The organism is Amycolatopsis sp. CA-126428, assembly GCF_002904335.1.
In the GTDB taxonomy this organism is placed as follows: Bacteria; Actinomycetota; Actinomycetes; order Mycobacteriales; family Pseudonocardiaceae; genus Amycolatopsis.
Genome location: NZ_PPHF01000131.1, coordinates 1 through 24,464 on the forward strand (window position 1 = coordinate 1; position 24,464 = coordinate 24,464).

Annotated in this window: 26 protein-coding genes and 1 pseudogene; 16 read left to right on the forward strand and 11 right to left on the reverse strand. The window is 72.2% G+C overall.

What is annotated here, in order from left to right:
• Positions 1 to 145: 145 nt before the first annotated feature.
• From C2L58_RS31965 to C2L58_RS31975, 3 genes are read right to left on the reverse strand one after another with little or no spacing between them, the layout of a single operon-like run.
• Positions 146 to 1,012 carry an oxygenase MpaB family protein gene (locus C2L58_RS31965; protein ID WP_103341394.1) on the reverse strand — a complete coding sequence of 289 codons (867 nt, stop codon included), beginning with the start codon at positions 1,010 to 1,012 and terminating at the stop codon, positions 146 to 148.
• On the reverse strand, positions 1,012 to 1,587 hold the full coding sequence (locus C2L58_RS31970) for a TetR/AcrR family transcriptional regulator (protein ID WP_103341395.1): 576 nt from the start codon (positions 1,585 to 1,587) through the stop codon (positions 1,012 to 1,014). Before C2L58_RS31970 ends, C2L58_RS31965 begins: the two co-directional genes overlap by 1 nt.
• On the reverse strand, positions 1,554 to 2,930 hold the full coding sequence (locus tag C2L58_RS31975) for an amidase (protein WP_103341396.1): 1,377 nt from the start codon (positions 2,928 to 2,930) through the stop codon (positions 1,554 to 1,556). The genes C2L58_RS31970 and C2L58_RS31975 overlap by 34 nt, the downstream gene beginning before the upstream one ends.
• Positions 2,931 to 3,057: 127 nt before the next feature.
• Here C2L58_RS31975 and C2L58_RS31980 point away from each other — a divergent pair, with 127 nt between their 5' ends.
• Together C2L58_RS31980 and C2L58_RS31985 are read left to right on the forward strand one after the other, a co-directional pair.
• On the forward strand, positions 3,058 to 3,615 hold the full coding sequence (locus C2L58_RS31980) for a dihydrofolate reductase family protein (RefSeq protein ID WP_103341397.1): 558 nt from the start codon (positions 3,058 to 3,060) through the stop codon (positions 3,613 to 3,615).
• Positions 3,616 to 3,643: 28 nt separating this feature from the next.
• A complete protein-coding gene (locus C2L58_RS31985) occupies positions 3,644 to 4,672 on the forward strand; it encodes a D-cysteine desulfhydrase family protein (RefSeq protein ID WP_103341398.1) in 1,029 nt (342 codons plus the stop codon).
• A 78-nt stretch (positions 4,673 to 4,750) separates the two neighbouring features.
• Here C2L58_RS31985 and C2L58_RS31990 read toward each other — a convergent pair.
• Together C2L58_RS31990 and C2L58_RS31995 are read right to left on the reverse strand one after the other, a co-directional pair.
• Positions 4,751 to 5,317, reverse strand: a pseudogene (locus tag C2L58_RS31990) (DUF998 domain-containing protein); the annotation flags it as partial.
• Between the two features lie 34 nt (positions 5,318 to 5,351).
• Positions 5,352 to 6,137, reverse strand: coding sequence for a protein phosphatase 2C domain-containing protein (locus tag C2L58_RS31995; RefSeq protein WP_199191547.1), 786 nt, complete (start codon positions 6,135 to 6,137; stop codon positions 5,352 to 5,354).
• Between the two features lie 91 nt (positions 6,138 to 6,228).
• Between C2L58_RS31995 and C2L58_RS32000 the strand changes: the two genes are divergently transcribed.
• Positions 6,229 to 6,438: a sigma factor-like helix-turn-helix DNA-binding protein gene (locus C2L58_RS32000; protein ID WP_004559389.1), complete on the forward strand. Its 210-nt coding sequence runs from the start codon at positions 6,229 to 6,231 to the stop codon at positions 6,436 to 6,438.
• Entirely contained in the window at positions 6,438 to 6,965 is a 528-nt protein-coding gene (locus C2L58_RS32005) for a Clp protease N-terminal domain-containing protein (RefSeq protein ID WP_103341400.1), read from the forward strand. The genes C2L58_RS32000 and C2L58_RS32005 overlap by 1 nt, the downstream gene beginning before the upstream one ends.
• Here C2L58_RS32005 and yczE read toward each other — a convergent pair.
• The gene (yczE, locus tag C2L58_RS32010; protein ID WP_103341401.1) at positions 6,962 to 7,603 is read right to left on the reverse strand and encodes a membrane protein YczE; all 642 of its coding nucleotides are present in this window, start codon (positions 7,601 to 7,603) and stop codon (positions 6,962 to 6,964) included. The two genes, C2L58_RS32005 and yczE, sit on opposite strands and share 4 nt — an antisense overlap.
• Positions 7,604 to 7,664: 61 nt before the next feature.
• Between yczE and yczR the strand changes: the two genes are divergently transcribed.
• On the forward strand, positions 7,665 to 9,113 hold the full coding sequence (gene yczR, locus C2L58_RS32015) for a MocR-like transcription factor YczR (RefSeq protein ID WP_199191548.1): 1,449 nt from the start codon (positions 7,665 to 7,667) through the stop codon (positions 9,111 to 9,113).
• Positions 9,114 to 9,609: 496 nt separating this feature from the next.
• On the opposite strand, the gene C2L58_RS32020 is transcribed toward yczR, so the two are convergent.
• Positions 9,610 to 11,025 (reverse strand): hypothetical protein, encoded by a 1,416-nt coding sequence (locus C2L58_RS32020; protein ID WP_233226053.1) that lies wholly within the window; start codon positions 11,023 to 11,025, stop codon positions 9,610 to 9,612.
• 749 nt (positions 11,026 to 11,774) lie between these two features.
• A complete protein-coding gene (locus tag C2L58_RS32025; protein ID WP_103341404.1) occupies positions 11,775 to 12,941 on the reverse strand; it encodes a pyridoxal phosphate-dependent aminotransferase in 1,167 nt (388 codons plus the stop codon).
• Between the two features lie 29 nt (positions 12,942 to 12,970).
• Here C2L58_RS32025 and C2L58_RS32030 point away from each other — a divergent pair, with 29 nt between their 5' ends.
• Entirely contained in the window at positions 12,971 to 14,269 is a 1,299-nt protein-coding gene (locus C2L58_RS32030) for a DUF445 domain-containing protein (RefSeq protein ID WP_103341405.1), read from the forward strand.
• 214 nt (positions 14,270 to 14,483) lie between these two features.
• Here the strand turns inward: C2L58_RS32030 and C2L58_RS32035 are convergent, their stop codons facing one another.
• Positions 14,484 to 14,945 carry a CGNR zinc finger domain-containing protein gene (locus tag C2L58_RS32035; RefSeq protein ID WP_103341406.1) on the reverse strand — a complete coding sequence of 154 codons (462 nt, stop codon included), beginning with the start codon at positions 14,943 to 14,945 and terminating at the stop codon, positions 14,484 to 14,486.
• A gap of 91 nt (positions 14,946 to 15,036) precedes the next feature.
• On the opposite strand from C2L58_RS32035, the gene C2L58_RS32040 reads away from it, so the two are divergent.
• From C2L58_RS32040 to C2L58_RS32050, 3 genes are read left to right on the forward strand one after another with little or no spacing between them, the layout of a single operon-like run.
• Positions 15,037 to 15,405, forward strand: coding sequence for a VOC family protein (locus C2L58_RS32040; protein WP_103341407.1), 369 nt, complete (start codon positions 15,037 to 15,039; stop codon positions 15,403 to 15,405).
• A gap of 7 nt (positions 15,406 to 15,412) precedes the next feature.
• Positions 15,413 to 15,808, forward strand: coding sequence for a TFIIB-type zinc ribbon-containing protein (locus tag C2L58_RS32045; protein ID WP_199191549.1), 396 nt, complete (start codon positions 15,413 to 15,415; stop codon positions 15,806 to 15,808).
• A 1-nt stretch (position 15,809) separates the two neighbouring features.
• Positions 15,810 to 16,421 carry a nucleoside kinase gene (locus tag C2L58_RS32050; RefSeq protein ID WP_103341409.1) on the forward strand — a complete coding sequence of 204 codons (612 nt, stop codon included), beginning with the start codon at positions 15,810 to 15,812 and terminating at the stop codon, positions 16,419 to 16,421.
• On the opposite strand, the gene C2L58_RS32055 is transcribed toward C2L58_RS32050, so the two are convergent.
• Positions 16,418 to 17,611, reverse strand: a complete 1,194-nt coding sequence (locus tag C2L58_RS32055; RefSeq protein ID WP_103341410.1) for a methyltransferase domain-containing protein — start codon at positions 17,609 to 17,611, stop codon at positions 16,418 to 16,420. The genes C2L58_RS32050 and C2L58_RS32055 overlap by 4 nt on opposite strands.
• Before the next feature lie 147 nt (positions 17,612 to 17,758).
• Here C2L58_RS32055 and C2L58_RS32060 point away from each other — a divergent pair, with 147 nt between their 5' ends.
• The 6 genes from C2L58_RS32060 to C2L58_RS32085 all read left to right on the forward strand — a co-directional run bounded on the left by C2L58_RS32060 (position 17,759) and on the right by C2L58_RS32085 (position 22,384).
• Positions 17,759 to 18,178, forward strand: a complete 420-nt coding sequence (locus tag C2L58_RS32060) for a helix-turn-helix domain-containing protein (RefSeq protein ID WP_103341411.1) — start codon at positions 17,759 to 17,761, stop codon at positions 18,176 to 18,178.
• Positions 18,175 to 18,864 carry a hypothetical protein gene (locus tag C2L58_RS32065; RefSeq protein ID WP_103341412.1) on the forward strand — a complete coding sequence of 230 codons (690 nt, stop codon included), beginning with the start codon at positions 18,175 to 18,177 and terminating at the stop codon, positions 18,862 to 18,864. Before C2L58_RS32060 ends, C2L58_RS32065 begins: the two co-directional genes overlap by 4 nt.
• Positions 18,865 to 18,948: 84 nt before the next feature.
• Positions 18,949 to 19,242, forward strand: coding sequence for a DUF2516 family protein (locus C2L58_RS32070; protein WP_013222364.1), 294 nt, complete (start codon positions 18,949 to 18,951; stop codon positions 19,240 to 19,242).
• 150 nt (positions 19,243 to 19,392) lie between these two features.
• Complete coding sequence (locus C2L58_RS32075) at positions 19,393 to 19,935, forward strand: YbaK/EbsC family protein (protein WP_043788396.1); 543 nt, start codon at positions 19,393 to 19,395, stop codon at positions 19,933 to 19,935.
• On the forward strand, positions 19,932 to 20,939 hold the full coding sequence (locus C2L58_RS32080; RefSeq protein ID WP_103341413.1) for an ornithine cyclodeaminase family protein: 1,008 nt from the start codon (positions 19,932 to 19,934) through the stop codon (positions 20,937 to 20,939). Before C2L58_RS32075 ends, C2L58_RS32080 begins: the two co-directional genes overlap by 4 nt.
• Positions 20,936 to 22,384, forward strand: a complete 1,449-nt coding sequence (locus tag C2L58_RS32085; protein ID WP_103341414.1) for an aromatic amino acid lyase — start codon at positions 20,936 to 20,938, stop codon at positions 22,382 to 22,384. Before C2L58_RS32080 ends, C2L58_RS32085 begins: the two co-directional genes overlap by 4 nt.
• Before the next feature lie 160 nt (positions 22,385 to 22,544).
• Here C2L58_RS32085 and C2L58_RS32090 read toward each other — a convergent pair whose 3' ends face one another.
• Positions 22,545 to 23,480 carry a GNAT family N-acetyltransferase gene (locus C2L58_RS32090; RefSeq protein WP_103341415.1) on the reverse strand — a complete coding sequence of 312 codons (936 nt, stop codon included), beginning with the start codon at positions 23,478 to 23,480 and terminating at the stop codon, positions 22,545 to 22,547.
• Between the two features lie 61 nt (positions 23,481 to 23,541).
• Here C2L58_RS32090 and C2L58_RS32095 point away from each other — a divergent pair, with 61 nt between their 5' ends.
• Positions 23,542 to 24,105 (forward strand): cadmium resistance transporter, encoded by a 564-nt coding sequence (locus C2L58_RS32095; protein ID WP_103341416.1) that lies wholly within the window; start codon positions 23,542 to 23,544, stop codon positions 24,103 to 24,105.
• Positions 24,106 to 24,464 lie beyond the last annotated feature (359 nt).

A 24,464-nucleotide genomic window follows, 5' to 3' on the forward strand; every position in this document is an offset into this window, starting at 1 on the left:
GCGAGTTGACCCCTCAATCACGCGAGTTGACCCCTCAATCACGCGAGTTGACCCCTCAATCACGCGAGTTGCCTCTCGAATCACGCGAGATGCCCGCCCAATCACGCGAGATGCCCCTCCGATCACGCGGGTCGACCCGCCGCAGTCAGAGCCGGGGCTGCGCGCCCGGCCCGTCGCCGCGGACCAGGGCTCGATACACCTTCGGGTGTGCGCGCAGCCACACGTTGAGCTTCCCGACCCACCGCATGGGCGCCGTCCGCACCCAGGCCGGGATCGGCGTGCTCGCGATCCGCACACCCCCCGAAAACCGCTCGAACCGGCACTGGTCCGCATCCGTCCACTGTAGATCAAGCGTCTCCCGCAACGAAGGCGGCAAAGTGGCCCGCACCAAGAACACCTGCCCCCGCTGCAAGCCCCGCCACCACGAATCCGGCAGCCCCTTCACCGGCTTCGGCACCGTCCGGATCGTCTCGAGGAGCGTTTCGATCGTGGCGTTCGTCCTGAAACCCGCCACCATCGCGTCGTAGTACCGCTCGAACTCCGCCCAGTCCCGCGGCAGATCCCGCTCCCGGACCCCGAGCATTCGCCCGATGTCACGCATCTGCGCGTAATACTCCGAAAGCTCCGATGTGGACAGTGGCCGCCCGAAGAACCGTTGCGCGTCAACCGGCGCCTTGACCAGCGTCGCGTGCACCCACGCATACGCCGCGGGGTCGAGTGCGCTGTAGCGCCGCCCCTCTGCCATGCCCGTGAACGTCCGGTGCAACGCACGCAACCGTGCGGCTTCCACCCGTGCCCCGGACTCACCGCCGTAGACGTAGATCGACAGCGACGCGACCGTCCGCATCAGCCGCGTCCACGGATCCGAGGCGTAGTCCGAATGGTCGCGCACGCCCGCCGCGACGACCGGGTGCGCCACCTGCAGCACCAGCACCTGCTCCGCCAGCAGCGCGTCGCGGAAGTCGCCGAAGTACTTCCACGCCGCCGTGCCGCGGACGACCGGCCGCGCCATCAAGCTCCGCGGAGCAGCATCATCAGGGGCTCGGCCACCGGGGTGTCCGTCTCGCCGGTCGCCAGCCGCCGCAGCTGCAACCCCGCGATCAGGGCCACCACCGGACCGGCCAGCCGAGCAGGCTCCGGGACGCCCAACGCCTCCAGGATCGTCACGGCCAGCTCGTCGTACGCCGCGAAGCAGCGCGAAGAAGCTTCCTGCAGCTCGGGATCGCGGGCGGACTGGAGGTACAGCTCGTGCGCGCCGAGCTCGTCGGCGCCGAACGGCAGCTGCGCGATGACGTGCTCGACGACCGAAGCCGCCTGCTCGAGACTGAGACCCGCCGCACGGTAACCGTCGACGATCGCGCCGAGCTTCGCCGTCTCCTCCTCGACGAACATCAGCATCGCCTCGCGCAGCAACGCCGTCTGGCTCGCGAAGTGGTAGGTCAGCGTGCCGAGCGAGACGCCGGCGGCGGCGACGATCCGGCGGTTCGTCAGCCCGCCGACCCCGTGTTCGCCGACGACGGTCAGCGCGCCGCGCAGGATGGCGTCCCGGGTGCTTACCAGCTTGTCTCGGGATGCCGCTCCGGCCATCGTTCGACCTCTTCCAGTTGCGCGGCAAGCGAAATCAGCCGCTCCTCGGCGTGCGACGGGCCGAGCAGCTGGGCCCCGACCGGGAGCCCGCCGGCCGTGAGCCCGGCCGGGACGTTGACCCCCGGCCAGCCCAGCACGTTCCACGGCCAAGCGTACGGGCAGGCGGCGATCATGGCCTGGTCGGTCTCCCAGCCGGACAGCCCGTCGAACGTGCCGACCGGCGGGGGCGGGGTCGCGGTGGTCGGGGTGAGGAGCACGTCGACGCGGCCGAACACCGAGCCGATCCGCCGGTGCAGGCCCGGCTCGAGGGCGCGGGCGAGCCGCAGCGCGGGCCCGGCCAGGAACCGGCCGTGGCCGGCGTTGCTGCGCGTGCGCGGGTCGAGCCCGGTGCGGTCGGGCACCCGCAGCGTCCAGTCGCGGACGCCGGTGAGCGAACGCGGCAGGAACGTCAGCCCGATCAGCCCGTAGTCCGGCTCGATCTCGACGATCTCGTGGCCCAGCCCGGCGAGGGACTCGGCGAGCCGCCGGACGTTCGCTTCGACGACCGGGTCGAGCCGGGTCTTGGTGGCGGTGAACGGGATCCGCGTCGACAGCCCGATCCGCAGCTTCCCGGGCTCACGCGCGGCGGCCGCGCGGAACACCCCGGGCGTCCCCGCCGCGGCGTCGAGTAGCAGGGCGGCGTCTTCGGTCGTGCGGGCCAGCGGGCCGAGCACGGTCAGGCCGTGGAACAGCTCGCCGTCGGTCGGGATCCGGCCGCGCTGGGGCTTGATGCCGACGAGCCCGGTCCACGCGGCCGGGATGCGCACCGAGCCGGCGCCGTCGGACCCGAGCGCGGCCGCGATGACCCCCGACGCCACCGCGGCCGCGCTCCCGCCCGAAGAACCCCCTGGGGTGTGGCCGGGGTGCCACGGGTTGCGCGTCACGCCGAAGGCCGGGCCCTCGGTGAACGGCCACTGGCCCAGCTCGGGGGTGTTCGTCTTGCCGATGATCACAGCTCCGGCCTCGCGCAGCAGCGCGACCGCGGGCGCGTCGGCCGTCGCGCACGGGAATTCGCCGGGGCAGCCGAAGGACGTGGGCAGGCCGGTGAGGTCGACGTCGTCCTTGATCGCGACCGGCACGCCGAGCAGCGGCGCCCGGTCCCCGGCGGCCAGGCGCCGGTCGGCCTCGACGGCTTCGCGGTGGGCCTCGTCGTCGCGCAGGTGGCGGAACGCGTTCAGCGTCGCCTGGCTGGCGTGCGCGCGGCCGAGCGCGGCCGCGGTGAGCTCGGCGGAGGTGACGTCGCCCGCGGCGAGTCGCGCGGCCTGGGCGGCGAGGCCCGTGAAGTCGAGGCTCATAGCGGTCATGGCGCCCCCCGAAGGTTCTCGTTCGTTCGAACGAACGTTACCGGATACCGACGGTTTCCGGCTACTCCTCGATGACTTTTCGGCCGGCCGGACGTCTACCCGGCCAACGACTACGTGAGGAGAACCCATGGCCACGGTGCACGCGGGTATGAGCATGTCGCTGGACGGTTTCGTCGCCGATCGCCACGGCGGCACGGCGCGGCTGTCCGACCCCGCCGCGTCGAACGGCAGCGAGTGGATGACCGACCTGATCCGGGAGACGGGCGCGGTCGTCCTCGGCCGCCGGACGTTCGCGATGGCCGAGGACCCGGACTGGTACGTCGGCAACTACGAGTTCCAGGTGCCGATCTTCGTCGTCACCCACACACCGCCGGCCACACTGCCCGCGCCGGACGAGAACCTCACCTTCACCTTCGTGACCGATGGGTTCGCGTCGGCGGTCGAGCAGGCGAAGGCGGCGGCGGGGGACCGGGCGGTCAAGGTGATCGGCGCGAGCGTGGTCCGGCAGGCCGTGCGGGCCCGGCTGGCCGACGAGCTGCACGTCCTGATCGCTCCGGTGCTGCTGGGTGCCGGGCTGCCGCTGTTCGGCGACCCCGATCTCGACGGCGTCGCGCTGCGCCGGCTCGGCGTGCGTGAAGTCGGGCCGCACACGGAACTCCGCTTCGCGGTGCTTAACCCCCTATAGTGGTTAGAAAGCCGAGCCTGGAGGGCCGATGCCGTTCGACTTCGCCGGATTCCCCGACGCCGCGCTGGCCGCGGTACCCCGCGTCGACCTGGGCGGCTGGCCGACACCCCTGCACGAAGCGCCGCGGCTCGGCGAAGCTCTCGGCCTGCGGAACCTCTGGCTCAAGCGCGACGACGTGCACCCGCTCGGCGCCGGCGGCAACAAGCTCCGCAAGCTGGAGTACCACCTGGGTGCGGCCAGGGAAGCCGGTGCGGACACCGTGCTCACCTTCGGTGCGCTCCAGACCAACCACGGCCGCCAGACCGCCGCCGCGTGCGCGAAGCTCGGCCTGCGCTGCGAACTCGTGCTCACCGCCAAGGTCCCGCGCGACGGCGAGGCGTACGAACGCGGCGGCAACCTCCCCCTCGACCGGCTCTTCGGCGCGACCGTCCACGTCTGCGCCGACGGCGAGGAAACCGGCCGCACCTACGACCGCCTGGTCGCCGAAGCCGCCGCCGAGGGCCGGAAGGTCGCCACGATCCCGGTCGGCGGCTCCAACGACCTCGGCGCCCTCGGCTACGTCCGCGCGACCTACGAACTGGCGAAACAGCTGGAAGAACGCGGCATCGAGCGGGCCCACCTGGTCGTCCCGCACGCCAGCGGCGGCACCGCGGCCGGTGTCGCGCTGGGCACCGCGCTCCTCGGCGGCATGGGCGTCGGCATCGCCTGCGTCAGCCACCCGCTCGACGAGGCCACGGAAAACCTCCGTGACCTCGTCGACGGCGCGGCCAAGCTCCTCGGCGTGGAACCGCCGTCGCTCGCCCACACGAGAATGGGCGATTCCACGCTCGGCCCCGGCTACGGCATCCCGACCGACGCGGTCTGGAACGCCCTACGGCTCTTCGGTCGCACCGAGGGCGTGGTGCTCGATCCGGTCTACACCGGCAAAGTGGCCGCCGCGCTGATCGAATGGGCGGGCCACTTCGCCCCGGACGACCACGTGGTGTTCCTGCACACCGGCGGCATGCCCGGCCTGTACGGCTACACGCCCGAATTCGCGGCGGCCGTCGAAGGCTGATTCCAGCCGGGTCGCCAGCCACAGCAGCGTGCCCAGCAGCACGACGTCGGCGAGCAGCAGCAGCCGCTGCATGACGCCGATCGGGAAGGCGTCGGAGATCTCGCGGAACGGCGTCACGCCGGCCTCGCTCAGCCGCACGAACACGAAGCTCAGGGCGAACAGCGCGAACGCCCCCGCGCTCAGCCGGATCGCCCGCACCAGCGCGACGCGCTCGGGCCGCCCCCGCAGCGGCTCCAGCAGCGAGATCGCCGCGCCGGGCAGGCTGCAGAACGCGACCAGGCACGCGTAGAGGTGAATCTCGCCGCTCACCGGGTCCGGCGCCTCGGGGTAGCTGGCCGGGAAGATCGCGGCCGCGGCCATCCCGAGCGCCCACAACGCGAGCAGCAGCCGGGTCGTCCGCGACAGCGGCACCCCGGCGACCTGCAGCGCGCCGAGCACCGCGAGCGACCCGATGGCCAGCGAGAGCACGCTCGCGCCGAGCAGCCCTTCGCCGCGGTCGGTCACCGTGTAGCTCGACAACGTGTCGTACACCGGGTTGCGCGAGCTGACCACGTGCAGCACCACGGCCGTGAACAGGCCCCACCCGATCGCACCCACCGCCACGAGCCGCCACGGTCTCGTGCGCTTCCCCGCTTCTGTCCCCATGCGCCCAGGGTCTCGGGAAACGCGACCGTCGTGATCAGGGAAGACCCTGAATAACCCCCTGATTGAAATCCACGAGGACGAGCGCCTGGTCGTCGTGCCGCTTGGGCCGGGGCCAGCGTTCGCCGTCCGGATCCTGCTTTTCGGCGGTGCGGACGGCGTCCAGCACGGCGTCGGGCCCGTCCGCGCGGGTGACCGCCAGGACTTCCTGCCAGCCGAAGAGTTCGTACTGGTCGACGCCGATGGACACGCCGTCGCTGGCGAGGAGCACCGCGTCGACGTCGGCTCGCCGCCAGCTGCGCCGGACCGAGTGCGCGGCGGCGCCCGGGTCGGCTTCGGCGACCCAGAAGCCGTCGTGGGCGTTGCGCCGGCGGCGGACGTCGGCGCCGGTCTGGAGCATCCCGCGCCGCCGCAGCCGGGCGAGCCGGTCGTCCGAGACGACGTCGATCCCGAAGCCGCCGAAGCCGACCACCGGGCTGTCGGCCAGGACGAGCGCGTCGACGCGGTCTTCGAGCCAGCGCACGGCCGCGACCGTGCTGGACGGCGAGCGCTGCGGCCGCAGCCGGTGTTCCGCCGTGAGCGCGGCGATCGCGCTGGTCAGGACCTCGGTCAGGTCGGCTTCCGGGGCCGCGCGGAGGTCGTCGCCGAGGCGCCGGGCGAGCCGTTCGGCGTACCAGCCGCCCGGGGGTTGCGCGGGGTCCGAAGAGGTGGCGCCGTCGAGGACCAGGACCGCGTTGTCCAGCACGACGACGTGGTCCTCGGTGGGGCGTGGGTGGCCGTCGGCGCCCACCCCGGCCCGCTCGGCGATCGCGATCTCGGGCATCACCCGACTGTACGTCGCCCCTCCGGGGGTTTCGCGCTGAGCGTGTCAACGTGAGTTGACAGTGTCGGGATGTCAACGTAGGTTGACAAGCATGACGGAAGCGACGGATTTGGCCGCCCGGGCGGGTGATCGCGATCCCCGGGTGGGACTGCGCGCGGTCGCCGCGCTCCGGCGGCTGCTGGAACAACTGGAGGCCGTGCAGGTCCGCAGCGCGCGGGTGCACGGCTGGTCGTGGCAGGAAATCGCCGCCGAGCTGGGGGTCAGCCGGCAGGCCGTGCACAAGAAGTACGGGAGGCACTGATGTTCGAAAGGTTCACGGCCGACGCGCGGCTGGCGGTCGTCGAGGCGCAGATCGTGGCGCGGGAGTCCGGCTCGGTGGAGATCGGGCCCGCCCACCTGCTGGCCGGGCTGGTGAAGACCGGCGCCGGTGTGCTCACCGAGCTGGGCATCTCCACCGACGACATCGCGGCGGAGCTGGCCCGCACCCGGCGCCGCGGCGGCGTGAGCGACGCCGACGCCGAAGCGCTCACCGAGTTCGGCATCGACGTCGAGCAGATCGTCGAACGCGTGGAGCAGACCCACGGCGAAGGGGCGCTGGCCGGCCGGCTCGGCCCGGCCAAGCGCGGGCACATCCCCTTCACCTCTCAGTCGAAGAAGACGCTGGAGCTGAGCCTCAAGGAAGCCGTCCGGCTGGGCGACAAGCACCTCGGCCAAGAGCACATCCTGCTCGCGCTGGCGCAGCAGCGCGGCACCGACGACGTGCTCGCCCGGCGCGGCGCGGACTACCAGACGCTGCGCCGGGCCGTGCAGCAGCGCAAGGCGGGTTAGTGACGCTGCTGCGGCTCCTGCTCTTCCCGCCAGGTGGTCCAGGGCAGCAGCGCCTGGGTGAGCGGGCCGATGGCGAGGGCGTAGAGCACGGTGCCGATCCCGACGGTCCCGCCGAGCAGGAAGCCGGCCGCCACCACGGTGACCTCGATGCCGGTGCGCACCAGCCGGACCGACCAGCCGGTGCGCGCGGCCAGCCCGGTCATCAGGCCGTCGCGGGGGCCCGGGCCCAGCCGGGCGCCGACGTAGGTGGCGGTCGCGACGCCGTTGAGCGTCACCCCGCCGGCCAGCAGCACGATCTGCCACACGAGGTCGTGCTGGTCCGGGAGCACCGCGCGGACGACGTCGACCATGACCGAGATGACCACGACGTTCGCGATGGTGCCGATGCCGGGCCGCTGGCGCAGCGGGATCCACAGCAGCAGCACGGCCACCGAGATCAGGCCGGTGACCGTGCCGAACGACAGGCCGGTGTGCTTCAGGACGCCTTCGGCCAGCACGCTCCACGGCTCGAGGCCGAGGCCGGCGCGGGTGACGAGGGCGACGCTGGTGCCGTAGAGGGCGAGGCCGGCGAGCAGCTGGACGCTGCGGCGGGCGGGGTCACGGGAGATCCGGACGGGCCGGAGGTCGGTCTGAGCCACATCTCCACTATCGACCGCAAGTGGCCTTGTAAACCATAGCCAATTGCCGGATATTGGCCTTATGGAAGCCGGGCTCCCAGTAGGTGGACGCATTTCAGGGCCGCGATTGGCCGTCATGCTGGGCTCGTGGCGGCAAGGCGGCTCCCGGCAGGGAGCGGCCGACCTGGCCGCGGCCATCGAGCTGCAGGTGCTGGACGGCCAGCTCCCGCTCGGCACCCGGCTGCCCGCCGAGCGCGAGCTGGCCGACGCGCTCGGCGCCAGCCGGACGCTGATCGGCGCGGCGCTGGACCGGTTGCGGGAGAACGGGTTCGTCGCGAGCCGCCGCGGCGCGGGCTCGTGGATCGCCGCGCCCGGGCGCCGCCGCCGCGGTCCGCTCGCGCCGGTGGGCGACGGCTCGATCGACTTCACCCACGCGTCCTCGCCCGCCATCCCGGGCACGGCGGCGGCGGTCGACGCCGCTCGCGGCCGGCTCGCCGGCCACCTGGGCGACCACGGCTACCAGGAACGCGGCCTGCTCGGCCTGCGCGAGCAGATCGCGCGGCGCTACACCGAGCGCGGGCTGCCGACGACGGCGGCGCAGGTCATGGTCACCAACGGCGCGCACCACGCGTTCGTCCTGGTCCTGCGCATGCTCGCCGGTCCCGGCGACCGCGTGCTGGTCGAGCAGCCGACGTACCCGAACGCCCTGGAGGCGATCCGCGCCGCGCACGCGATCCCGGTGCCGGTGGCGCTCGACCCGACCGGGGCGCGCGGCTGGGACATCGCCGGGGTCGACGCGGCGCTGCGCCAGGCGTCGCCGCGGTTCGCCTACCTCGTCGTCGACTTCCAGAACCCCACCGGCCTGCGCCTGGACGCCGAAGGCCGTTCCCGGCTCGGGACCGTGCTGGCCCGTGCCCGGACGCCGGTCGTGGTGGACGAGACGCTCGTCGAGCTGGACCTGGAGGGCGATCCCCGGCACGGGCCGCCGCCGCTGGCCGCGTTCGCCGGCGACCTGGCCATCTGCGTCGGCTCGGCGTCGAAGACGCACTGGGGCGGGCTGCGGCTCGGCTGGATCCGCGCGTCGGAGGACCTGCTCGGCCGGCTGGTTTCGGCGCGCTACGCGGTCGACCTCGGGTCGCCGGTGTTCGAGCAGCTCGTGCTGACCGAGCTCATGGCCGACGAAACCCTGCTCGGCCGCCGGCGTGAGGAGCTGCGCGGCTACCGCGACGCCCTGGCCGCCGCCGTGCACCGGCACCTGCCGGACTGGACGTTCACGCTGCCGAAAGGCGGCCTGTCGCTGTGGTGCCGCATGCCGGAGCCGGTGAGCTCGCGGCTGGCGGTGGCGGCGGCGAGCCACGGCGTCCAGGTGGCGCCGGGCTCGCGGTTCGGCGTCCACGGCGGGCTGGAGCGCTGGATCCGGCTGCCGTTTTCGCTGCCGCCGGACCGGATCGACGAAGCGGTTTCTCGTCTCGGCGCGGCCGAAGCGTCGGTCCGCGGCACCCCGGCTTCCCTGGACGCACCCATCGCATGAACGAACCGGTGCGCTGGATGCGAGCCCGCTCCCAGGGATGGGCGGCGTTCATGTGCATCCAGCGCACCGGTTCGTGTTCCACACGACCCGCTCACGGACGTGACCCCGTTCGCGGGTACCGCGGCTTCCCGGCACAGCCCCTCGACGTGCCGGGAAGCCGGCGGCTCAGGTGCGCTCGCGGTACTGCGAGTCCTCGCTCGGCGCGGTGAGCAAGGGCTCCCGGAGCGCACCCGGTGTGGGTCCCGGCGCCGCGGGGGCAGCGCGGCGCCGGGACCGGGATCCGACCCGGCCGGGCGCGGTCGGCCGGTCGGAAAGTTCGTGGGTTCGCATGGTTTTCGCCCCTGGGGTACGTCGGACGCGCGGCAGCGCGTCACGAGACGTGAAAGAGCCACGGATTCCGGGCTGCAGCTGGGGAAACGTCACGCCTCAACGGCGTGCGGGTGCGCCTTGGTGATCTTGATTTGGACGCACTTGTCCCCGGCTGCGCGGTCGGGCGTCAGTCGGGGGAAGTGGTGGGCAGGGCGGCTTCCCTGCCCGCGCCGTCGACTTCGTGGTCGCGGCTGGTGCCGATCAGCTTGAGCTGCGTGGTGGTGACGTCGTCGGTGTGGACGGCGAACGCGTGGCGCGCGCCGCCGGGGCCGTCGTGGCCCGGGGCCGCGGTGGGGGCCGGCGCGCTCGGCGCGGTGGTGCCGCCGCCGGGCAGGCCGGGCGTGGAGTCGCCGCCGCCACCCGTGGCGTGGGTGCCGGAGTCGCGCGGCCGCTCGTGGACCACCGGCAGCGAGTCCGCGTGCTGGAGGACGACGAGGCGCGTAACCACGCCCCGGGCCGCCTGCTGCGGGTCGGCCGTCGTGGAAGCCGGAACCGCGGCGGCCGGGACGGTCTCGGTGACCGTGACCGTGGCCGGTGCCTGGGTGACGACGGCCGCCGTCACGCCGGGCACGACCGCGATGACGCCGCCGGAGTTCGAGCCGCCGAGCACCGGGCCCAGGATGTCGTCGAGGGGCAGCAGGACGGGCCCGCCGGGGTTGCCCGTGAGCGGCTGGGTGAGCGGCGCGAGCACGGTGTGGGACAGCGTGTCCGTGACGGCGCCGACGGTGCCCGTGACGGTGGAGAGCGTGCCGCCGACCACGTCCAGGACGCCGCCGAGGAGCCCGCCGAGCAGGTCGCCGCCGGAGGACGTGGTCTTGGTGGGCGCGGCCGGCTCGGCGGCGGTGTCCGTTGTGGTCGCTCCGCTGACCGCCTTCAGCGTGCCGCCGACGAGGGAGCCGAGCAGGTTCCCGCTGGAGGAGGTGGCCTTCGGTGCTTCGGAGGTGGCCTCGGAGGTTGCCTTGGTGGTCGACTTGGTCGTCGGCTTGGCGGGTGCCTCGGCGGCGGCCGCGGTCTCGGCAGCGGTCGAGCTGTCCGGCGTCGTGGCGGCGGGCTCCTCGGTGGAAGAGCTTTCCGAGGCGACCGGCTCACCGGCGGGGTCGCTGTCCGGCGTGGTGGCCGTCGGCTCTCCGCCGGCCGAGCTGTCCTTTGTGGTCTCGTCCGCCTGCGGCCCGGCCGCCGCGGGCGGTTCGGTGCTGTCGGCCTTCGGCTGCCCCGCGCAGGTGGCGGCCCCGGTCTCGTGGTGGCCCTTGCGGTGCCTGGCGTGCCAAAGCGGCTTCACGGCGTGGTCCACAGTGGAGACCACGGGCGCTTCGGGGCACGCCGGCCGGTCGGCCGCCGATGCGGTGCTGCCGGACAGCGCGGCGCCGAGCAGCCAGCCCGCGAGGGTCAGCCCCCCGGCGACCAGGATCTTGGCGGCGGGCCGCTGCAGCGAGGTCGTCCACGGGCGCGGCGCCCGGGCGCGCGCGTGCAAGGCTTCCGGTTCACCCGGGGTGAGCGCAGGCCGAACGGGAGCGTCGCGGCGCGCGTCCGCCGTGCTGCTCACCGCCACCACCACCGTCCGCGCCTGAGGCTTCCGCGATTTCCGCTCGAGCCTGTTCTTGCTGGGGTCTTTCTCCGGCCAGGTCGCAGTTCCCCCGGGGCTGCACTCGTTCTAGCGCCGCTCGAAGTCTTTCATCTCTCCCGCGTTCGATCCAGCCCGTAGGGACCAGCAGCCCGCCCGGGCAAGGTATCTGCGGCCGACAAGTTGATCACTCTCAGTGCCGTTCGGGTGCTCGCTTACGGCCATTCGGACGAGTTCTGCAATTTGCACGTTTCCGGTTGACCTGATGTTTCCGGGCGGCCGGACGCGCTTTGTGTCGAGTCGGTTCCGCTCGGTGTGCGGGCTGCGGTTTCGGCCGAGTGACCGGAATTCGCCCCGGATGCGGGCCGATCACTGGGCCGAACGGGGTCCCCCACGCGGCTTCGCTTGCCCTGCGCCGAAACCGGGCGGCTCGAACCGGTCCGGGATCCGGCTGCGGTCCGTGATCACGAAGGTGTCGACCGGCCGCCCCGCGAGACGTCCGGCGTGGCCGGCGCTCGCCAGGCCGAGTCCCGCGCCGGAAGCTGACCGTGGCCGCTGCCGTCGTTGCGGGGAGCGGTCGTCGCGGTTGCGGAGAGTGACAGCCCGGAGCGGCAAGTGGGGGCACGCGGCCTGGCGCGCCCGGCCTCCGGCGCGCCGGCCGGGACCGCACCTGCTCCCGCTGCCCCGCCGGAACGGCCGCGAAGGACGTCTACTCAGCCGGAGCGCGATGATCAGACCAGTTTGCGCAATCGGGTGATGGCCTCGTCGATGACCTCGTTGCGCTTGCAGAACGCGAAACGCAGCAGGTGGTTCCACTCGTCCGGGTGATCGGTGAAGACCTTCACCGGCACCGCGGCCACCCCGACCCGGCCCGGCAGTTCCCAGGCCAGCTCGGCGGCGTCGGCGAAGCCCAGCGGCCGGACGTCGACGCAGACGAAGTACGTGCCCGCCGTCGGCCGGACGGCGAACCCGGCGTCCGCGAGGCCGGCCGAAAGCCGGTCGCGCTTCTCCTGCAGCGACGCGCGCAGGCCGTCGACCCAGGGCAGCTCGTGGTCGAGCGCGTGCGCGACGGCGGGCTGCAACGGCCCGCCCGACACGAAGGTCATGAACTGCTTCGCCGCCTTCACCGCCGCGACGAGCTCCGGCGTCGAGCAGACCCAGCCGATCTTCCAGCCGGTGCAGTTGAACGTCTTGCCGGCGCTGGAGATGCTGACCGTCCGCGGCCGCATGCCGGGCAGCGTGACCAGCGGGATGTGCTCGGCGTCATCGAAGACCAGGTGCTCGTAGACCTCGTCGCAGATGGCGACCAGGTCGTGGTCGACGCATAGGGTGGCGAGCGCTTCCAGCTCGGCGCGGGTGAAGACGGTCCCGGTCGGGTTGTGCGGCGAGTTGACCAGGATCGCCCTGGTCCGCGGCGTGACGGCGGCGCGCAGGCCGTCGACGTCGAGACCGAACCGGCCGTCCGGGCCCTCGACCAGGCCGACGACCCGCCGCTCGGCCCCCGCCATCGCGACCGCGGCGGCGTAGGAGTCGTAGTACGGCTCGATGACGATCACCTCGTCACCGGGCTCGGTCAGGGCCAGCAACGCTGCCGCGATGGCCTCGGTCGCGCCCGCGGTGACCAGGATCTCGGTGTCCGGGTCGTACTCGGTGCCGTAGCGCTGCCGGTGCCGCGCGATCGCGGCCCGCAGCTCGGGCCGCCCGGGCCCCGGCGGGTACTGGTTCGCCCCGCCGAACAGGGCGTTCTTCGCCGCTTCGAGCATCCCGGCCGGTCCGTCGGTGTCCGGGAAGCCCTGGCCGAGGTTGACGGCGTCGTGCCGGACGGCGAGCGCCGTCATCTCGGCGAAGATGGTCGAGGTGAACGGCCGGAGCCGGGGGACGAGAGCAGGTTCGCGCACGATCAGCCATCCTCACGGACAATGGTGATGTGGAGCAACTGACCCCCGCGAAGGTGACGCCCGCCGACCCACCGGGCGGCGCGGCCGGTGAAGAGGAAAAGCGGCGTGCGCTGCGCAAGATGAAGCTCGTCGCGCTGTCGTTCCTGCTCGGCGCGACGCTCGTGTTCCTGCTGGCCGGCTGGGCGCAGTCGGCCGGCTGGCCGGGCTGGGTCGGCTACGTGCGCGCCGCGGCCGAGGCCGGCATGGTCGGCGCGCTGGCCGACTGGTTCGCCGTCACGGCGCTGTTCCGGCACCCGCTCGGGCTGAAGATCCCGCACACGGCGATCATCCCGAACAAGAAGGACGCGCTGGGCAGCAGCCTCGGCGACTTCGTCGGGTCGAACTTCCTGTCCGAGGAGGTCGTGCGCGACAAGCTCAAGCGCGTCGAGATCGCCCGGCGGCTCGGCGGCTGGCTCGCCGAGCCGGACAACGCCGAGCGCGTGACGTCCGAGCTGGCCACGGCCGTGCGCGCCGCCGTGAAGGTGCTCCGCGACGAGGACATCCAGGCGATCATGGAGCAGGCCGTCGCGCGCCGGATCATCGACAAGCCGTGGGGCCCGCCGCTGGGCAAGATCCTGCAGGGCGTGTTCGCCGACGGGGCGCACCACAAGCTCGTGGACCTGATGTGCGACCGCGGCTACGAGTGGGTGCGCGACAACCACACGACGATGCTGCGCGTGGTCTCGGACCGGGCGCCGAGCTGGTCGCCGAAGTTCGTCGACGAGATGCTCGCGGACAAGGTCTACGGCGAGGTGCTGTCCTTCGCGTGGGCGGTCAAGACCGACGTCAACCACCCGATGCGGCTGGCGCTGGACAAGTTCCTCGGCGAGTTCGCCCAGGACCTGCAGACCAACCCGGACGTGATGGCCCGCGCCGAGCAGGTCAAGGGCCAGATCGTGCACCACGAAGAGGTGCAGCGGCTGATCGGCTCGGCGTGGAGCACGGCGAAGGAGATGCTGCTGACCGCGGCCGAGGACCCGTCGAGTGAGCTGCGCCGGCGCGTCCGGCTCGGGCTCACCTCGCTCGGGCAGCGGCTGATCACCGACGACCAGCTGCGCGCGAAGGCCGACGGCTGGGTCGAGGGGGCCGCGGCGTACCTCGTGAAGAACTACTCACGGGAGATCACCACGATCATCACCGACACGGTCGAGCGATGGGACGCCGAGGAGACATCCCGCAAGATCGAGCTCCAAGTGGGCCGCGACCTGCAGTTCATCAGGATCAACGGCACGGTGGTGGGTGCGCTCGCCGGCCTCGTCATCTACGCCGTCGCGGAGCTGCTGTTCTGAGGAGCTTGGTCGTATACCACACCTGGGGGACCTTCAAACCAGTTGTCCACAGGAAGCTGAGTTATCCCCGGGGTTATCCACAGGTTTTCACGGTGATGGCCTAACGGCTGTCCACAACGTATGGGGGCGGGGTGGTCCAGGGCGTGGATATGTGGTGCTCCGTCCCCAAGTTGTCCACAACCGTCCGAGGGTCCGCCGCTCGGATGAGGGCTCCTCAGCCCGCGGCGGCGCGGGCGCGCCAGCCGCGCGCCTTCTCGCGGTTGCCGCAGACGCGCATCGAGCACCACGTCCGCGAGCGGTTGCGCGACTCGTCGTAGAACGCCCACAGGCAGGTGTCGGCGGGGCAGATCTTCAGCCGGATCCAGTCGCCGCGCACGACCAGGCGCGCGCAGGCCGCGAACACCGCGCCCACGACGTCGTCCGCGACGAGCGCCGGCCCGTCGGCGGTGAGGGAGATCCGGGTGCCGACGTCGACGCGGCCGCCGGGCAGCCGCGGGTCGCCGATCGCCGCGCGCAGGGCGTCCCGCGCCGCGCGGGCTTCGCCGGCCGGATTCGCCGCCAGCTCGTGCGCGGCCGCCCACCCGCGCCACTGCCCGGGATCTTCCAGCAGGTCGGTGCCCTCTTCGACGTTGACCGTGTTGAGGAACTCCACCACGAGGGAGGCGTCGGTGTGCACTTACCGAGTGTACGGCGGTTGCCTTCGGGTGGGCTAACCCACATAATCACTTCACTGGTTACTCAGGTACTCAGGATCGAAGGGAGCGACGATGAGTGCGGTACCGACCCTGGGCGTGGTGGCCCTCGACTGCCCCGACCCGGTGGCGCTGGCCGAGTTCTACCGCGCGGTGCTGGAGTGGGAAGCGCCCGAAGTGGCCGAGGACGGGCACTGGGTGACGCTGGTCAACCCCGCCGGCGGCGCGGGCCTCGCGTTCCAGCGGGTGCCCGACTACCGGCCGCCCGCTTGGCCGTCCGCGGAGAACCCGCAGCAGATGCACCTGGACCTGACCGTCACGGACCTGGAAGCGGCGCACGAGCGCGTGCTCGGGCTGGGCGCGAAGCTGCTCGACGACAACCCGAAGACGTTCCGCGTCTACGCCGATCCGATCGGGCACCCGTTCTGCCTGTGCGCCTGCTGAGGCGTTTTTGCGTAGGCTCGGCTGTGTGATTTGTCCGAAGTGTCAGAACCAGATGCGGACCGTCGACAAGAACGGCATCCACATCGACCAGTGCGACGGCTGCCGCGGGATCTTCCTCGACCGCGGTGAGCTCGAGGCCATCGTCGGTGCGGAGAGCTCGTTCTACGGCCGGCAGCCACCGCCGTACCAGGGCGGTCACGGCCGTCCCGACTCGCCGCGGCCCTACCGCGGTGGTCACCCGGACTCGCCGAAGGCGTACCGCGGGGGCTACCCGGATTCGCCGCGGCCGCACCGCGGGGGCTACCCCGACTCGCCGCGGCCGCACCGGGGGTACTCGGACTCGCCGCGGCCGTACGGGCACGGGAACCGCAAGCGCAGCTTCCTCGAGAACCTCTTCGACTGAGATGGGTCTCGACCTGCGGATCTGCCCGGCGTGCGGCGAGCTGGCCGAACACCCGGTCGTCGCGGGCTCCGTCATCACGTGCCCGAAGTGCGGGCACGAGTGGCCGTTCCGGAAGCTGCCCCTCTTCGCGCTGACCGGCCCCAGCGGCGCCGGGAAGTCGACGATGGGGCCGCTGCTGGCCGGGCGGTTCGCCGGCGACGTCGTGCTGCTGGAGCAGGACATCCTCTGGATCGATGCCTTGCGCGGCGACGTCACGTCGTTCCGCTCGGTCTGGCTGCGGATGGCGGCGATGGTGCAGCAGAACGGCCGTCCGGTCGTGCTGTGCGGGACGGTGGCGCCGCCGGAGTTCGAACAGCTGCCGGAGCGCGCGTTCTTCAGCGACATCCACTACCTGGCGCTGGTCGGGTCGCCGGAGTCGCTGCGCGCCCGGCTGCGGGCGCGGCCGGCCTGGCGGGAGTGGGACGAGCCGCGGATCGACGAGATGCTGGAGTTCAACGACTGGCTGCGGAAGTCGGGCCCGGGCCTCGGTGTCGACCTCTTCGACACCACGGACGTGTCCCGCGAGGCGACGGCCGACCACGTGGAGAAGTGGATCCGGGCGCGGCTGCCCTAGCTCGCCGGACCGAGGTCACGCCCCGGTGCGGGTGGCCGGTCGCTTTGGTCCAGCGGCCAGGTGCGGCCGTCCGGGGAGTCGAGCCAGAACTCCTGGTGGTCGCCGGTCACCGTCACCCCGAACCGGTCGCGGTCCGGCTTGCCCAGCTCACACCACTCGACGAAGGCCGCCTCGGCGAGCTCCCACAGCGCCCGCGGGCCGCCCTGGGCGACCTCGTCGGCGCCGCCGCGCTTGCGGTGGCGGACCCACGAGCCGTCCGGGTGGACCAGCGCGAGACCCGGCGTTTCGCCGTCGCCTTCGCGCACCGGCCGCACGCCGGGCAGCGCCAGCCCCGCGAAGAACTCGAACTGCCTGCGGGGCTGGAGCACCGTCGACATCGGCAGCCGGGTCTGCTCCCAGTCGCCGCGCGACGGCATCGGCAGCGGGCCGGTCTCCGGGAGCCGGTGAGCGCGCAGCGGCATGAAACGGCCGTCGCGCGCGAGGACGCGGCCCTGCGCGGTGCCATCCTCGCCGACGACGAGCCGGACCAGCCCGGCGCCAATCGGGCGGTTCAGCGTCGTGACGATCAGCCCGCCCGGCGCGGTCTGCGCCGGCCAGGCCGGCGGGATCGACGACACCGAAGCGGTGCACAGCACGCGGTCGAAGATCTTCCCGGCCGGGAAGCCGAGCGCGCCGTCGCCGACCGCGCACGCCGGGTGGTGCCCCGCGGCGGCCAGCCGCTCGCGCGCCGCCGCGATGAGCACCGGATCGATGTCCACTGTGGACACCCGGCCGGCGCCGCAGCGGTGGCTCAGCAGCGCGGCGTTGTACCCGGTGCCGGTGCCGATCTCGAGGACGCACTGCCCGTCGCGCACCCGCAGCTCCTCGAGCATGATCGCCATGATCGAGGGCATGCTCGACGAGCTCGTCGGCGTGCCCGCCACCGGGCCGGTGCGCCGGGCGAGCTCCCAGCGGTCCGGGTCGTCGTCGAGCTGCGTCACCAGCACGTCGCGGGAGTAGACGGTCTCCAGCCAGCCGGGGTCGCCGCGGTCGACCGCCGCCCACAGCCCGCCCGTCGGCGCGAAGAACCGCGGCAGGAAGACGTGGCGGGGGACCGCGCGGAAGGCGGCGATCCACTCCGGCGCGTGCAGGACGTCCTCGTCGAGGAGGTGCTCGACGAGGCGTCGCCGCAGCCGGGCCGAGCGCGTCATGGGACCACGGTAGCGGTGAGCACCACCACACCCGAAAGTTGCAAGCAGTGTGCTTGCAATAGCTAGCACTCCCGCGTACCGTCGAAGGTGTCGCGAGGAGGTGACCGGATGCCAGAGACCGGTGGGACGTCAGGATCCGGCAGTCCCATGGAGAAGGTCGCGGACATCGCTTCCGACATCGGCGAGTACATCCGCCAGCAGCGCAACACCGCGAAGATCTCGTTGCGCCAGCTGTCGAAGCTCGCCGGCGTGTCCAATCCGTACCTGAGCCAGATCGAGCGCGGGGTGCGCAAGCCCAGCGCGGAGATCCTGCAGCAGATCGCCAAGGGCCTGCGCATTTCGGCGGAAGCGCTGTACGTGCAGGCCGGGATCCTCGATTTGCCGACGGGCGGCCCGGTGGGCGACGCGATCCGCGCCGACGCCGAGCTGACCGAACGGCAGAAGCAGGTCCTGCTCGACGTGTACGAGTCCTTCCGGCGGGAGAACGCCGCGGCACGGCCGGCCGCCGCTCCCGCCCCGGAAACCGCAGACACCACACCAGCCGCGAACACTGAGGAGTCACCATGACCACCCCCAAGACCGAAGACGTCAAGAAGGCCGTCACCACCGCCCTCGACCAGGTCCGCACCCCGCTGCTCGCCGCGCTCGGCGCCGGCAACCTGGCCACCCACGCCGTCACCGACGCCGTGGCGAAGGCCAAGGAGAACGTGACCAAGAGCGGCGAGGTCGCCCGCAAGAACCTGCAGGAGCTGCCGACCGACGTCGAGAGCCTGCGCGAGAAGCTGGACCCGGCCGAGCTGCGCAAGGCCATCGACGAGTACACCGAGGCCGCGCTCAAGCTGTACAACAAGCTGGCCGAGTCGGGCGAGCAGGCGTGGGACAAGATCGCCACGCAGCCGCAGGTCAAGAAGGCCATCGAGCAGCTCGAAGAGGCCCTGACCACCGCGCAGGGCCAGGTCGAGGGCGTGACCACCGAGGTCCGCGAGCGCGTCGACGGCGTGCTGGCCAAGGTGACCAAGCGCACCCGTTCGGCCGGCGAGAAGACCGCCCGCAAGGTGACGAAGGTCGCCGGCGAAACCGCCGACGCCGTCGAGGAGCTGGGTGACGACCTCGCCCACGAGACCCGCTCGGTCACCCGCAAGGCCGCGAACAAGACGGCCCCGAAGACGGCCTCCCCGGCCCGCCGCACGACCACGACGACCACCACCAGCGCCGCCGCGAAGAAGCCGGCCGCGCCGAAGACCGACAAGTGACATCGCTGTGAACTCCCGGCCCCGCCACCGCACCCCCGGTGGCGGGGCCGGGGTCGTTCGGGCGGTTTGCCGTAAGCTGTCGCTGTGCTAGTCGCCATCTGGATCCTCAATGTCATCCACTGGGGCAGCGCGCTGGTCGGGCTCTTCGCCTTCGTGCACGCGCTGCTCCAGCGCGCCGACGCCTACTCCGCGGCCGACCGCAAGACCAAGCCCATCTGGATGCTGATCACCGGCGGCGCAACGCTCGCCATGGTGCTGTTTCCGGTGATGGGCCCCGGGATGATCTTCTACGTACCCGCCATGGCGGCGGCCCTGGTCTACATCGTGGACGTCCGCCCGAAGCTGATCGAAGTCCAGCGCGGCGGCTCCAGCTGGTGAACCACCTCCTGGCGCCGGTGCGCCGGGTGCGTCTTTCCCTCTAATCCCCTCCTGCCGGGTGCGGCCTCCTCCCTGCTCATCCCCCCTCCTCTCGGGTGCGCCTCCTTCCCGCCCGCGCCCTCTCCAGCGGGGCGCTGTTTTAATGGGGTCGTGACCTGGACGATCGCCGGGAGCCTCACCGTCGTTCCCGCCCCCACGCGTACTGACCTGCTCGCCGAGCCCGTGGCCAAGGCCCTGGCCGCGCTCGCCGACCCGGACGCCGTCGGCGTCGCGGAGATCGACCCCTCGCTCGCCGACACCGCCGCCTTCTGCGAGGCCTACGGCTCGCCGCTCGAGGCGTCCGCGAACTGCGTCGTCGTCGCGGGCAAGCGCGCGGGCGAAGTCCGCTTCGCGGCCGCGCTCGTGCTCGCGACCACCCGCGCCGACGTCAACGGCGTGATCAAGCGCCGCCTCGACGTTCGCAAGGCGTCGTTCGCGCCGATGGACGAAGCCGTCTCGCTGACCGGGATGGAGTACGGCGGCATCACGCCGGTGGGCCTGCCCGCCGAATGGCCGATCCTGCTCGACCGCCGCGTCGCCGACGCACCCGAGCTCGTCATCGGCAGCGGGATCCGCGGCAGCAAGCTGCTGATCTCCGGCGCCGCGCTGGCCGCTCTGCCCGGCGCGGAGGTCGTCGAGGACCTCGCCCGGTGACGTCCGTCTGGCTCCGGTACCTGACCGGTGCCGACATCGACGCGCTCGGCGTCACCGACGCCGAGATCGTCGCCGCGGTCGAGGACGTGCTCGCCGACCACGGCCGCGGCCAGGTCGTCTTCGAGCCGCGTACGCACCTCGTGCCGGACAACGGCGGCAAGGGCCACTTCAACATCCTCCGCGGCCACCTCTCCGCGAAGCAGGTCAGCGGGGTGAAGGTCGTCGGTGACTTCGTGGGGAACTTCGAACGGGGCCTCCCTTCGGAAATGGCGTTGATCCTGTTGCTCGACCCGGACACCGGCATGCCGCGGGCCATCGTCGACGGCACGATGATCACCGAGGCCCGCACCGGCGCGATGACCGCCGTCGGCGCGAAGTACCTGGCCCGCCCGGATTCACGGGTGCTCGGGCACATCGGCGCCCGCGGTACCGCCTGGTGGAACGTCGTGCTGCTGGACTCCTTGTTCGACTTCGCCGAGATCCGCGTGACCAGCAAGCGCCCGGAGTCGCGCGAGGACTTCGGCCGCCGGCTGTCCGAGCGGCTCGGCAAGGACGTCCGCGTCTGCGCCACGGCCGAGGAGACCCTGGACGGCGCGGACATCCAGGTCGAGGCCTCCCGGCTCGTCGAGCCCGAGGCGCTGGTGCGCCGCGAGTTCCTCCGGCCGGGCACCTTCCTGGTGCCCTACGGCACGATCAGCGCGCTCGAGCTCACGCTGCTCGACGACATCGACAAGGTCGTCGTCGACGACTGGCGCGAATCGCGGTCCGGCAACCCGCGGTTCGGCGCCCTGCGCCCGCAGCTCAACGCCGGCCTCCTCACCGCGGACAACGTCCACGCCGAGATCGGCGACATCGTGGCGGGCAGCAAGCCCGGCCGCGAGCACGACGCCGAACGGATCCTGTTCTGGCACCGCGGACTGTCCACAACGGACGTTGCGGTGGCGAACATGATCCTCGCCCGTGCCGAGGCTTCCGGCGTCGGCACCATGCTGCCCTACCGATGATCGTCTCCGACAGCGAGTTCGCTGACAGTGAACGGTTGATTCTGGACAAACCGCTGGTAGAAGCCCTGAAGCGACGCCGGGAAGAGGTCTTGACAGCCCTTGCCGAGCCGGAAAAACCGGTCTACGGGGTCACCACCGGGATGGGCCGCCTCGCGGGGGTCGTGCTGGATCCGCGGCAGCAGGCCGAACACCAGCGCAACCTGCTGATCGGCCGGGCCGTCGGCGGGCCGCCGTGGCTGCCGCCCGAAGACGTCCGCGAGCTGCTCGTCGTGCGCCTGCGCGACTTCCTGCGGCCGTGGTCGGGGGTGAGCGCCGAGCTGGTGCAGTTCCTGGTGGACCGGTTGAACGACGGCTTCACGCCTGCGGTGCCGCGCTTCGGGCTCGGCAGTTCGGGCGAGATCATCGCGCTTTCCCACGCGTTTCAGACGTTCCTGGGCATCGGCACGGTTTTGGAGGACGGCGTCGAAGTGCCGGCCGCTTCGGCGCTCGCTGCGCGTGGTGCCACGCCTTATGTCCTTGGGCCGAAGGAAGGTGCTTCGCTGCTGCAGGGTTCTCCGCTGGCGATGGTGCACGCCGCGCGTGGCTGGACCGAAACGCAGCAGCTCCTCGACCTGCAGACGCTCACCGCGGCGATGGCGATCGACGTGCTCGGCGCGCCGCGTGCGGTGTTTTCCCCGGTCATGGCGGGCGGCGACGATCACCTGCGTGCGTTGCTGACCGAGCTGACCGAGCTGGTCGGCAGCGGCCCGGTGCGGCCCGGTGTGGTGCAGGCCCCGCTTTCGGTGCGGGTCGCGCCGCGGGCGCTGGCGCACGCGTCCCGTGTCAACCGCGACTTGCACGAAACCCGGCGACGCTGGGAAACGATGCCGGGTGATTCGCCCTCCTTCGTCGACGGTGCTTTCGTGCCGGGCACCGGGTATCACGCGGTGGACCTGGGGTTGCGGATGGACGCGGTGACAGCCGCGCTGGTGCACCTCGGCGAGATTTCGGTGCAGCGGACGCACCGGTTGCTGGACGAGCGGTTCAGCGGGTTGCCGCCGCAGCTCACGGCCGATCCGGGGCCACGGGCGGGCTTGGTCCCGCTGCACAAGCGGGCGGCCGGCGAACTGCACGCACTGCGCCGGCTCGCGACACCGGCGACCCTCGGTTCGATCGACACATCGGCTGGTCAGGAGGACGTGCAAGCGTTTGCGTCGGCGGCCGGCGAGCAACTGCGCGCGGCGGCTTCGCACCTTTTCGCGATCACGGCGTGCGAGCTGATCACGGCGTCCCAGGCCCGGTACCTGGCCGGTGGGGACGGCGTGCCGGGGCTGCGTGCGGCCTATGAGTGGGTGCGGTCAGTGGTGCCGCCGCTGGACGAGGACCGCTCTCTCGGACCCGAAGTCGAGCGTCTGATTGCCATTTGCCGAGCGGCTTTCTTCGACGATCTGGCGACGCTCACCTGACTCACCCCGCGGGGGCGCCCCCCGTCTCGACACTATCGCGCGGCGCCGACGATTTCGGGGCTCCAGCAGGGAAATCCACGGGGTTGTCCACAGGTCTGCCCCGATGTGGACAACCGGCCGCCGGAGGCCGCCGAATCGGACATCCCGGCGGGGCGGGGCGCTACCTTCGTCGTTGTGCGCCCTCCGGGGACGCGGACCCCGGGAAAGGAGGGATACGACGGCGGGTCCGCGTGAAGGTGAGGGTGCGGGCATACGGGCGGAAGCCCAGATCGCGATACAGAGGGAGGGCACCTGCGGATTTCGGATGGTTGATCACCGGGTACACGACGGCTTCGCGAGCGCCGGCGTGGTGGGCCGCGTGCAGCGCGGCGAGGCACACCGCACGGGCGAGCCCCGCGCGACGGAACTCCGGCAAGGTTCCGACGGGCTCCAGCTCGCCGACGGCATTGCGTTCGTCGAGCCAGATCAGGCACTGGGCGGCGAACCGGCCGTCGGGTGCTTCGACGGCCCAATCCAGTTCGGCCCGGTACGGCCAGGCGGCCATGACGCTGCGGTAGCTCGGTTCGGTCACCCTCGACGGGTGCCAGACCGCGCGATGCACGGCGACGCGGCGGGCCAAATCGTCCGGTACGACCGGCCGGAGCGTGAAACCGGCGGGCACGACCGGCTCGGGCAAGTCAACGAGGAGGCGAGACTCATACGACTGGTGAACGGAACTCTCCTGAAGCGCGTAACCGCAACGCTCCAGAGCGGCGACGACATGCTTCTCGGCGTCGAGCACGGTGACAGCGAGCTCGGCCGCCGAGGCGGTGTCCTCGAACCAGCCGAACACCTCGAGCGCGAGTTCGGGGCGCGCCGGATCCACGAGCAGCGCGAGTTCACCGGGTAGCGAAATCCAGCCCCACGCGACGACTTCGCCACCCGCTTCCCACAGCACGGTCGGACACTCGGCTTCCCGGCCGGCGTGCTGGAACCGCTGCCACGCGAGATCCCCGACGTGCAGCGAACTCGCCTTCGACCAGATCCGCTGGGCCAGGCTCTGCATGGCCCGGAGGTCGGCCGGACCGGCGTAGCCGCGGCGCGTGAGGGCGGGCATGGGCAGAATCGTGCTGTACCGCGCCGGCCTTCGCCAAGCGGTTTTACCGCGGAGGTGGGGGTTGGACGTCGGGCTACTCGGGCGCGCGGCCGCGATGTTCGCGGTGACGAACGTCGACGACCTGGTGCTGCTGGCGGTGTTCTTCGGCCAGGCGGCCGGACGCCGTGGCGGGCTCAAGGTCGTGGCGGGGCAGTTCTTGGGCTTCGCGGCGATCTTGGCGGTGTCGGTCGCGGGAGCGCTCGGCGCAGGCTTGCTGCCGGACGGCGCCGTCCGCTGGCTGGGCGTGCTGCCGGTGCTGCTGGGGATACGCGCGGCGTGGCAAGCGTGGCGCCAGGACGAGGACGAGCCACCACCGGCGGCCGGGGTGGTCGGCATCGCGACTGTGTGCTTCGCCAACGGCGGAGACAACGTCGGCGTCTACGTCCCGGCGTTCGCGGCGACGGGGCCTGCGGGCCTGGTGGGCTACGTGACGGTGTTCCTGGCGGGCGTGGCGGTGTGGTGCGCCGCGGGCCGGTTCCTGGCGACCCGCCCGGGCATCGCCCGGCTACTCGCCCGCTGGGGCCACGTGGCGCTGCCGGCCGTGCTGATCGCGCTCGGCGTGCTGATCCTGATCGGCGCGTTCTAGCGAGGGGAGGGGGAGGGGCGGGGGCGGGGCGGGGCCGGCGGGTGGTGTCCGCGGAGCCGGGCCGGAGCGGCAGCGGGCGGCGGAACCGTGACGGTCGGCGTGCTCAAAGCCCGCCGGTCGGTGCTCAAAACGGCGCGTCCGCCCACGCGCCGAACACAATCGTGGTCGCCGACGCATCAGACAGCTGATTCCGCTGGAGCGCTCAAGGTTGATCCGCTGTGGCGAATCTGACTTCGGCGCAGCCGATCAACCGGCCAAGGCGTGTGGCGATCATGAATCTGAGAACGAAAATTCTGGCCACCATCACGTTCACGTTCGCCGCGGTCCTGGCCGTGGCCGCGCCGGCGCCGGCGGCCACC

Bases quoted from the DNA above. Each gene is read 5' to 3' on its own strand.
- C2L58_RS32065 (WP_103341412.1), top strand. From the start codon at position 18,175: ATGACCACCCCCAAGACCGAAGACGTCAAGAAGGCCGTCACCACCGCC.
- C2L58_RS32090 (WP_103341415.1), bottom strand. From the start codon at position 23,480: ATGCCCGCCCTCACGCGCCGCGGCTACGCCGGTCCGGCCGACCTCCGG.
- C2L58_RS32085 (WP_103341414.1), top strand. From the start codon at position 20,936: ATGATCGTCTCCGACAGCGAGTTCGCTGACAGTGAACGGTTGATTCTG.
- C2L58_RS32000 (WP_004559389.1), top strand. From the start codon at position 6,229: ATGACGGAAGCGACGGATTTGGCCGCCCGGGCGGGTGATCGCGATCCC.
- C2L58_RS31965 (WP_103341394.1), bottom strand. From the start codon at position 1,012: ATGGCGCGGCCGGTCGTCCGCGGCACGGCGGCGTGGAAGTACTTCGGC.
- C2L58_RS31975 (WP_103341396.1), bottom strand. From the start codon at position 2,930: ATGACCGCTATGAGCCTCGACTTCACGGGCCTCGCCGCCCAGGCCGCG.
- C2L58_RS32040 (WP_103341407.1), top strand. From the start codon at position 15,037: ATGAGTGCGGTACCGACCCTGGGCGTGGTGGCCCTCGACTGCCCCGAC.
- C2L58_RS32005 (WP_103341400.1), top strand. From the start codon at position 6,438: ATGTTCGAAAGGTTCACGGCCGACGCGCGGCTGGCGGTCGTCGAGGCG.
- C2L58_RS31970 (WP_103341395.1), bottom strand. From the start codon at position 1,587: ATGGCCGGAGCGGCATCCCGAGACAAGCTGGTAAGCACCCGGGACGCC.
- C2L58_RS32055 (WP_103341410.1), bottom strand. From the start codon at position 17,611: ATGACGCGCTCGGCCCGGCTGCGGCGACGCCTCGTCGAGCACCTCCTC.
- C2L58_RS31985 (WP_103341398.1), top strand. From the start codon at position 3,644: ATGCCGTTCGACTTCGCCGGATTCCCCGACGCCGCGCTGGCCGCGGTA.
- C2L58_RS31980 (WP_103341397.1), top strand. From the start codon at position 3,058: ATGGCCACGGTGCACGCGGGTATGAGCATGTCGCTGGACGGTTTCGTC.
- C2L58_RS31995 (WP_199191547.1), bottom strand. From the start codon at position 6,137: ATGCCCGAGATCGCGATCGCCGAGCGGGCCGGGGTGGGCGCCGACGGC.
- C2L58_RS32060 (WP_103341411.1), top strand. From the start codon at position 17,759: ATGGAGAAGGTCGCGGACATCGCTTCCGACATCGGCGAGTACATCCGC.
- yczR (WP_199191548.1), top strand. From the start codon at position 7,665: ATGGAAGCCGGGCTCCCAGTAGGTGGACGCATTTCAGGGCCGCGATTG.
- C2L58_RS32050 (WP_103341409.1), top strand. From the start codon at position 15,810: ATGGGTCTCGACCTGCGGATCTGCCCGGCGTGCGGCGAGCTGGCCGAA.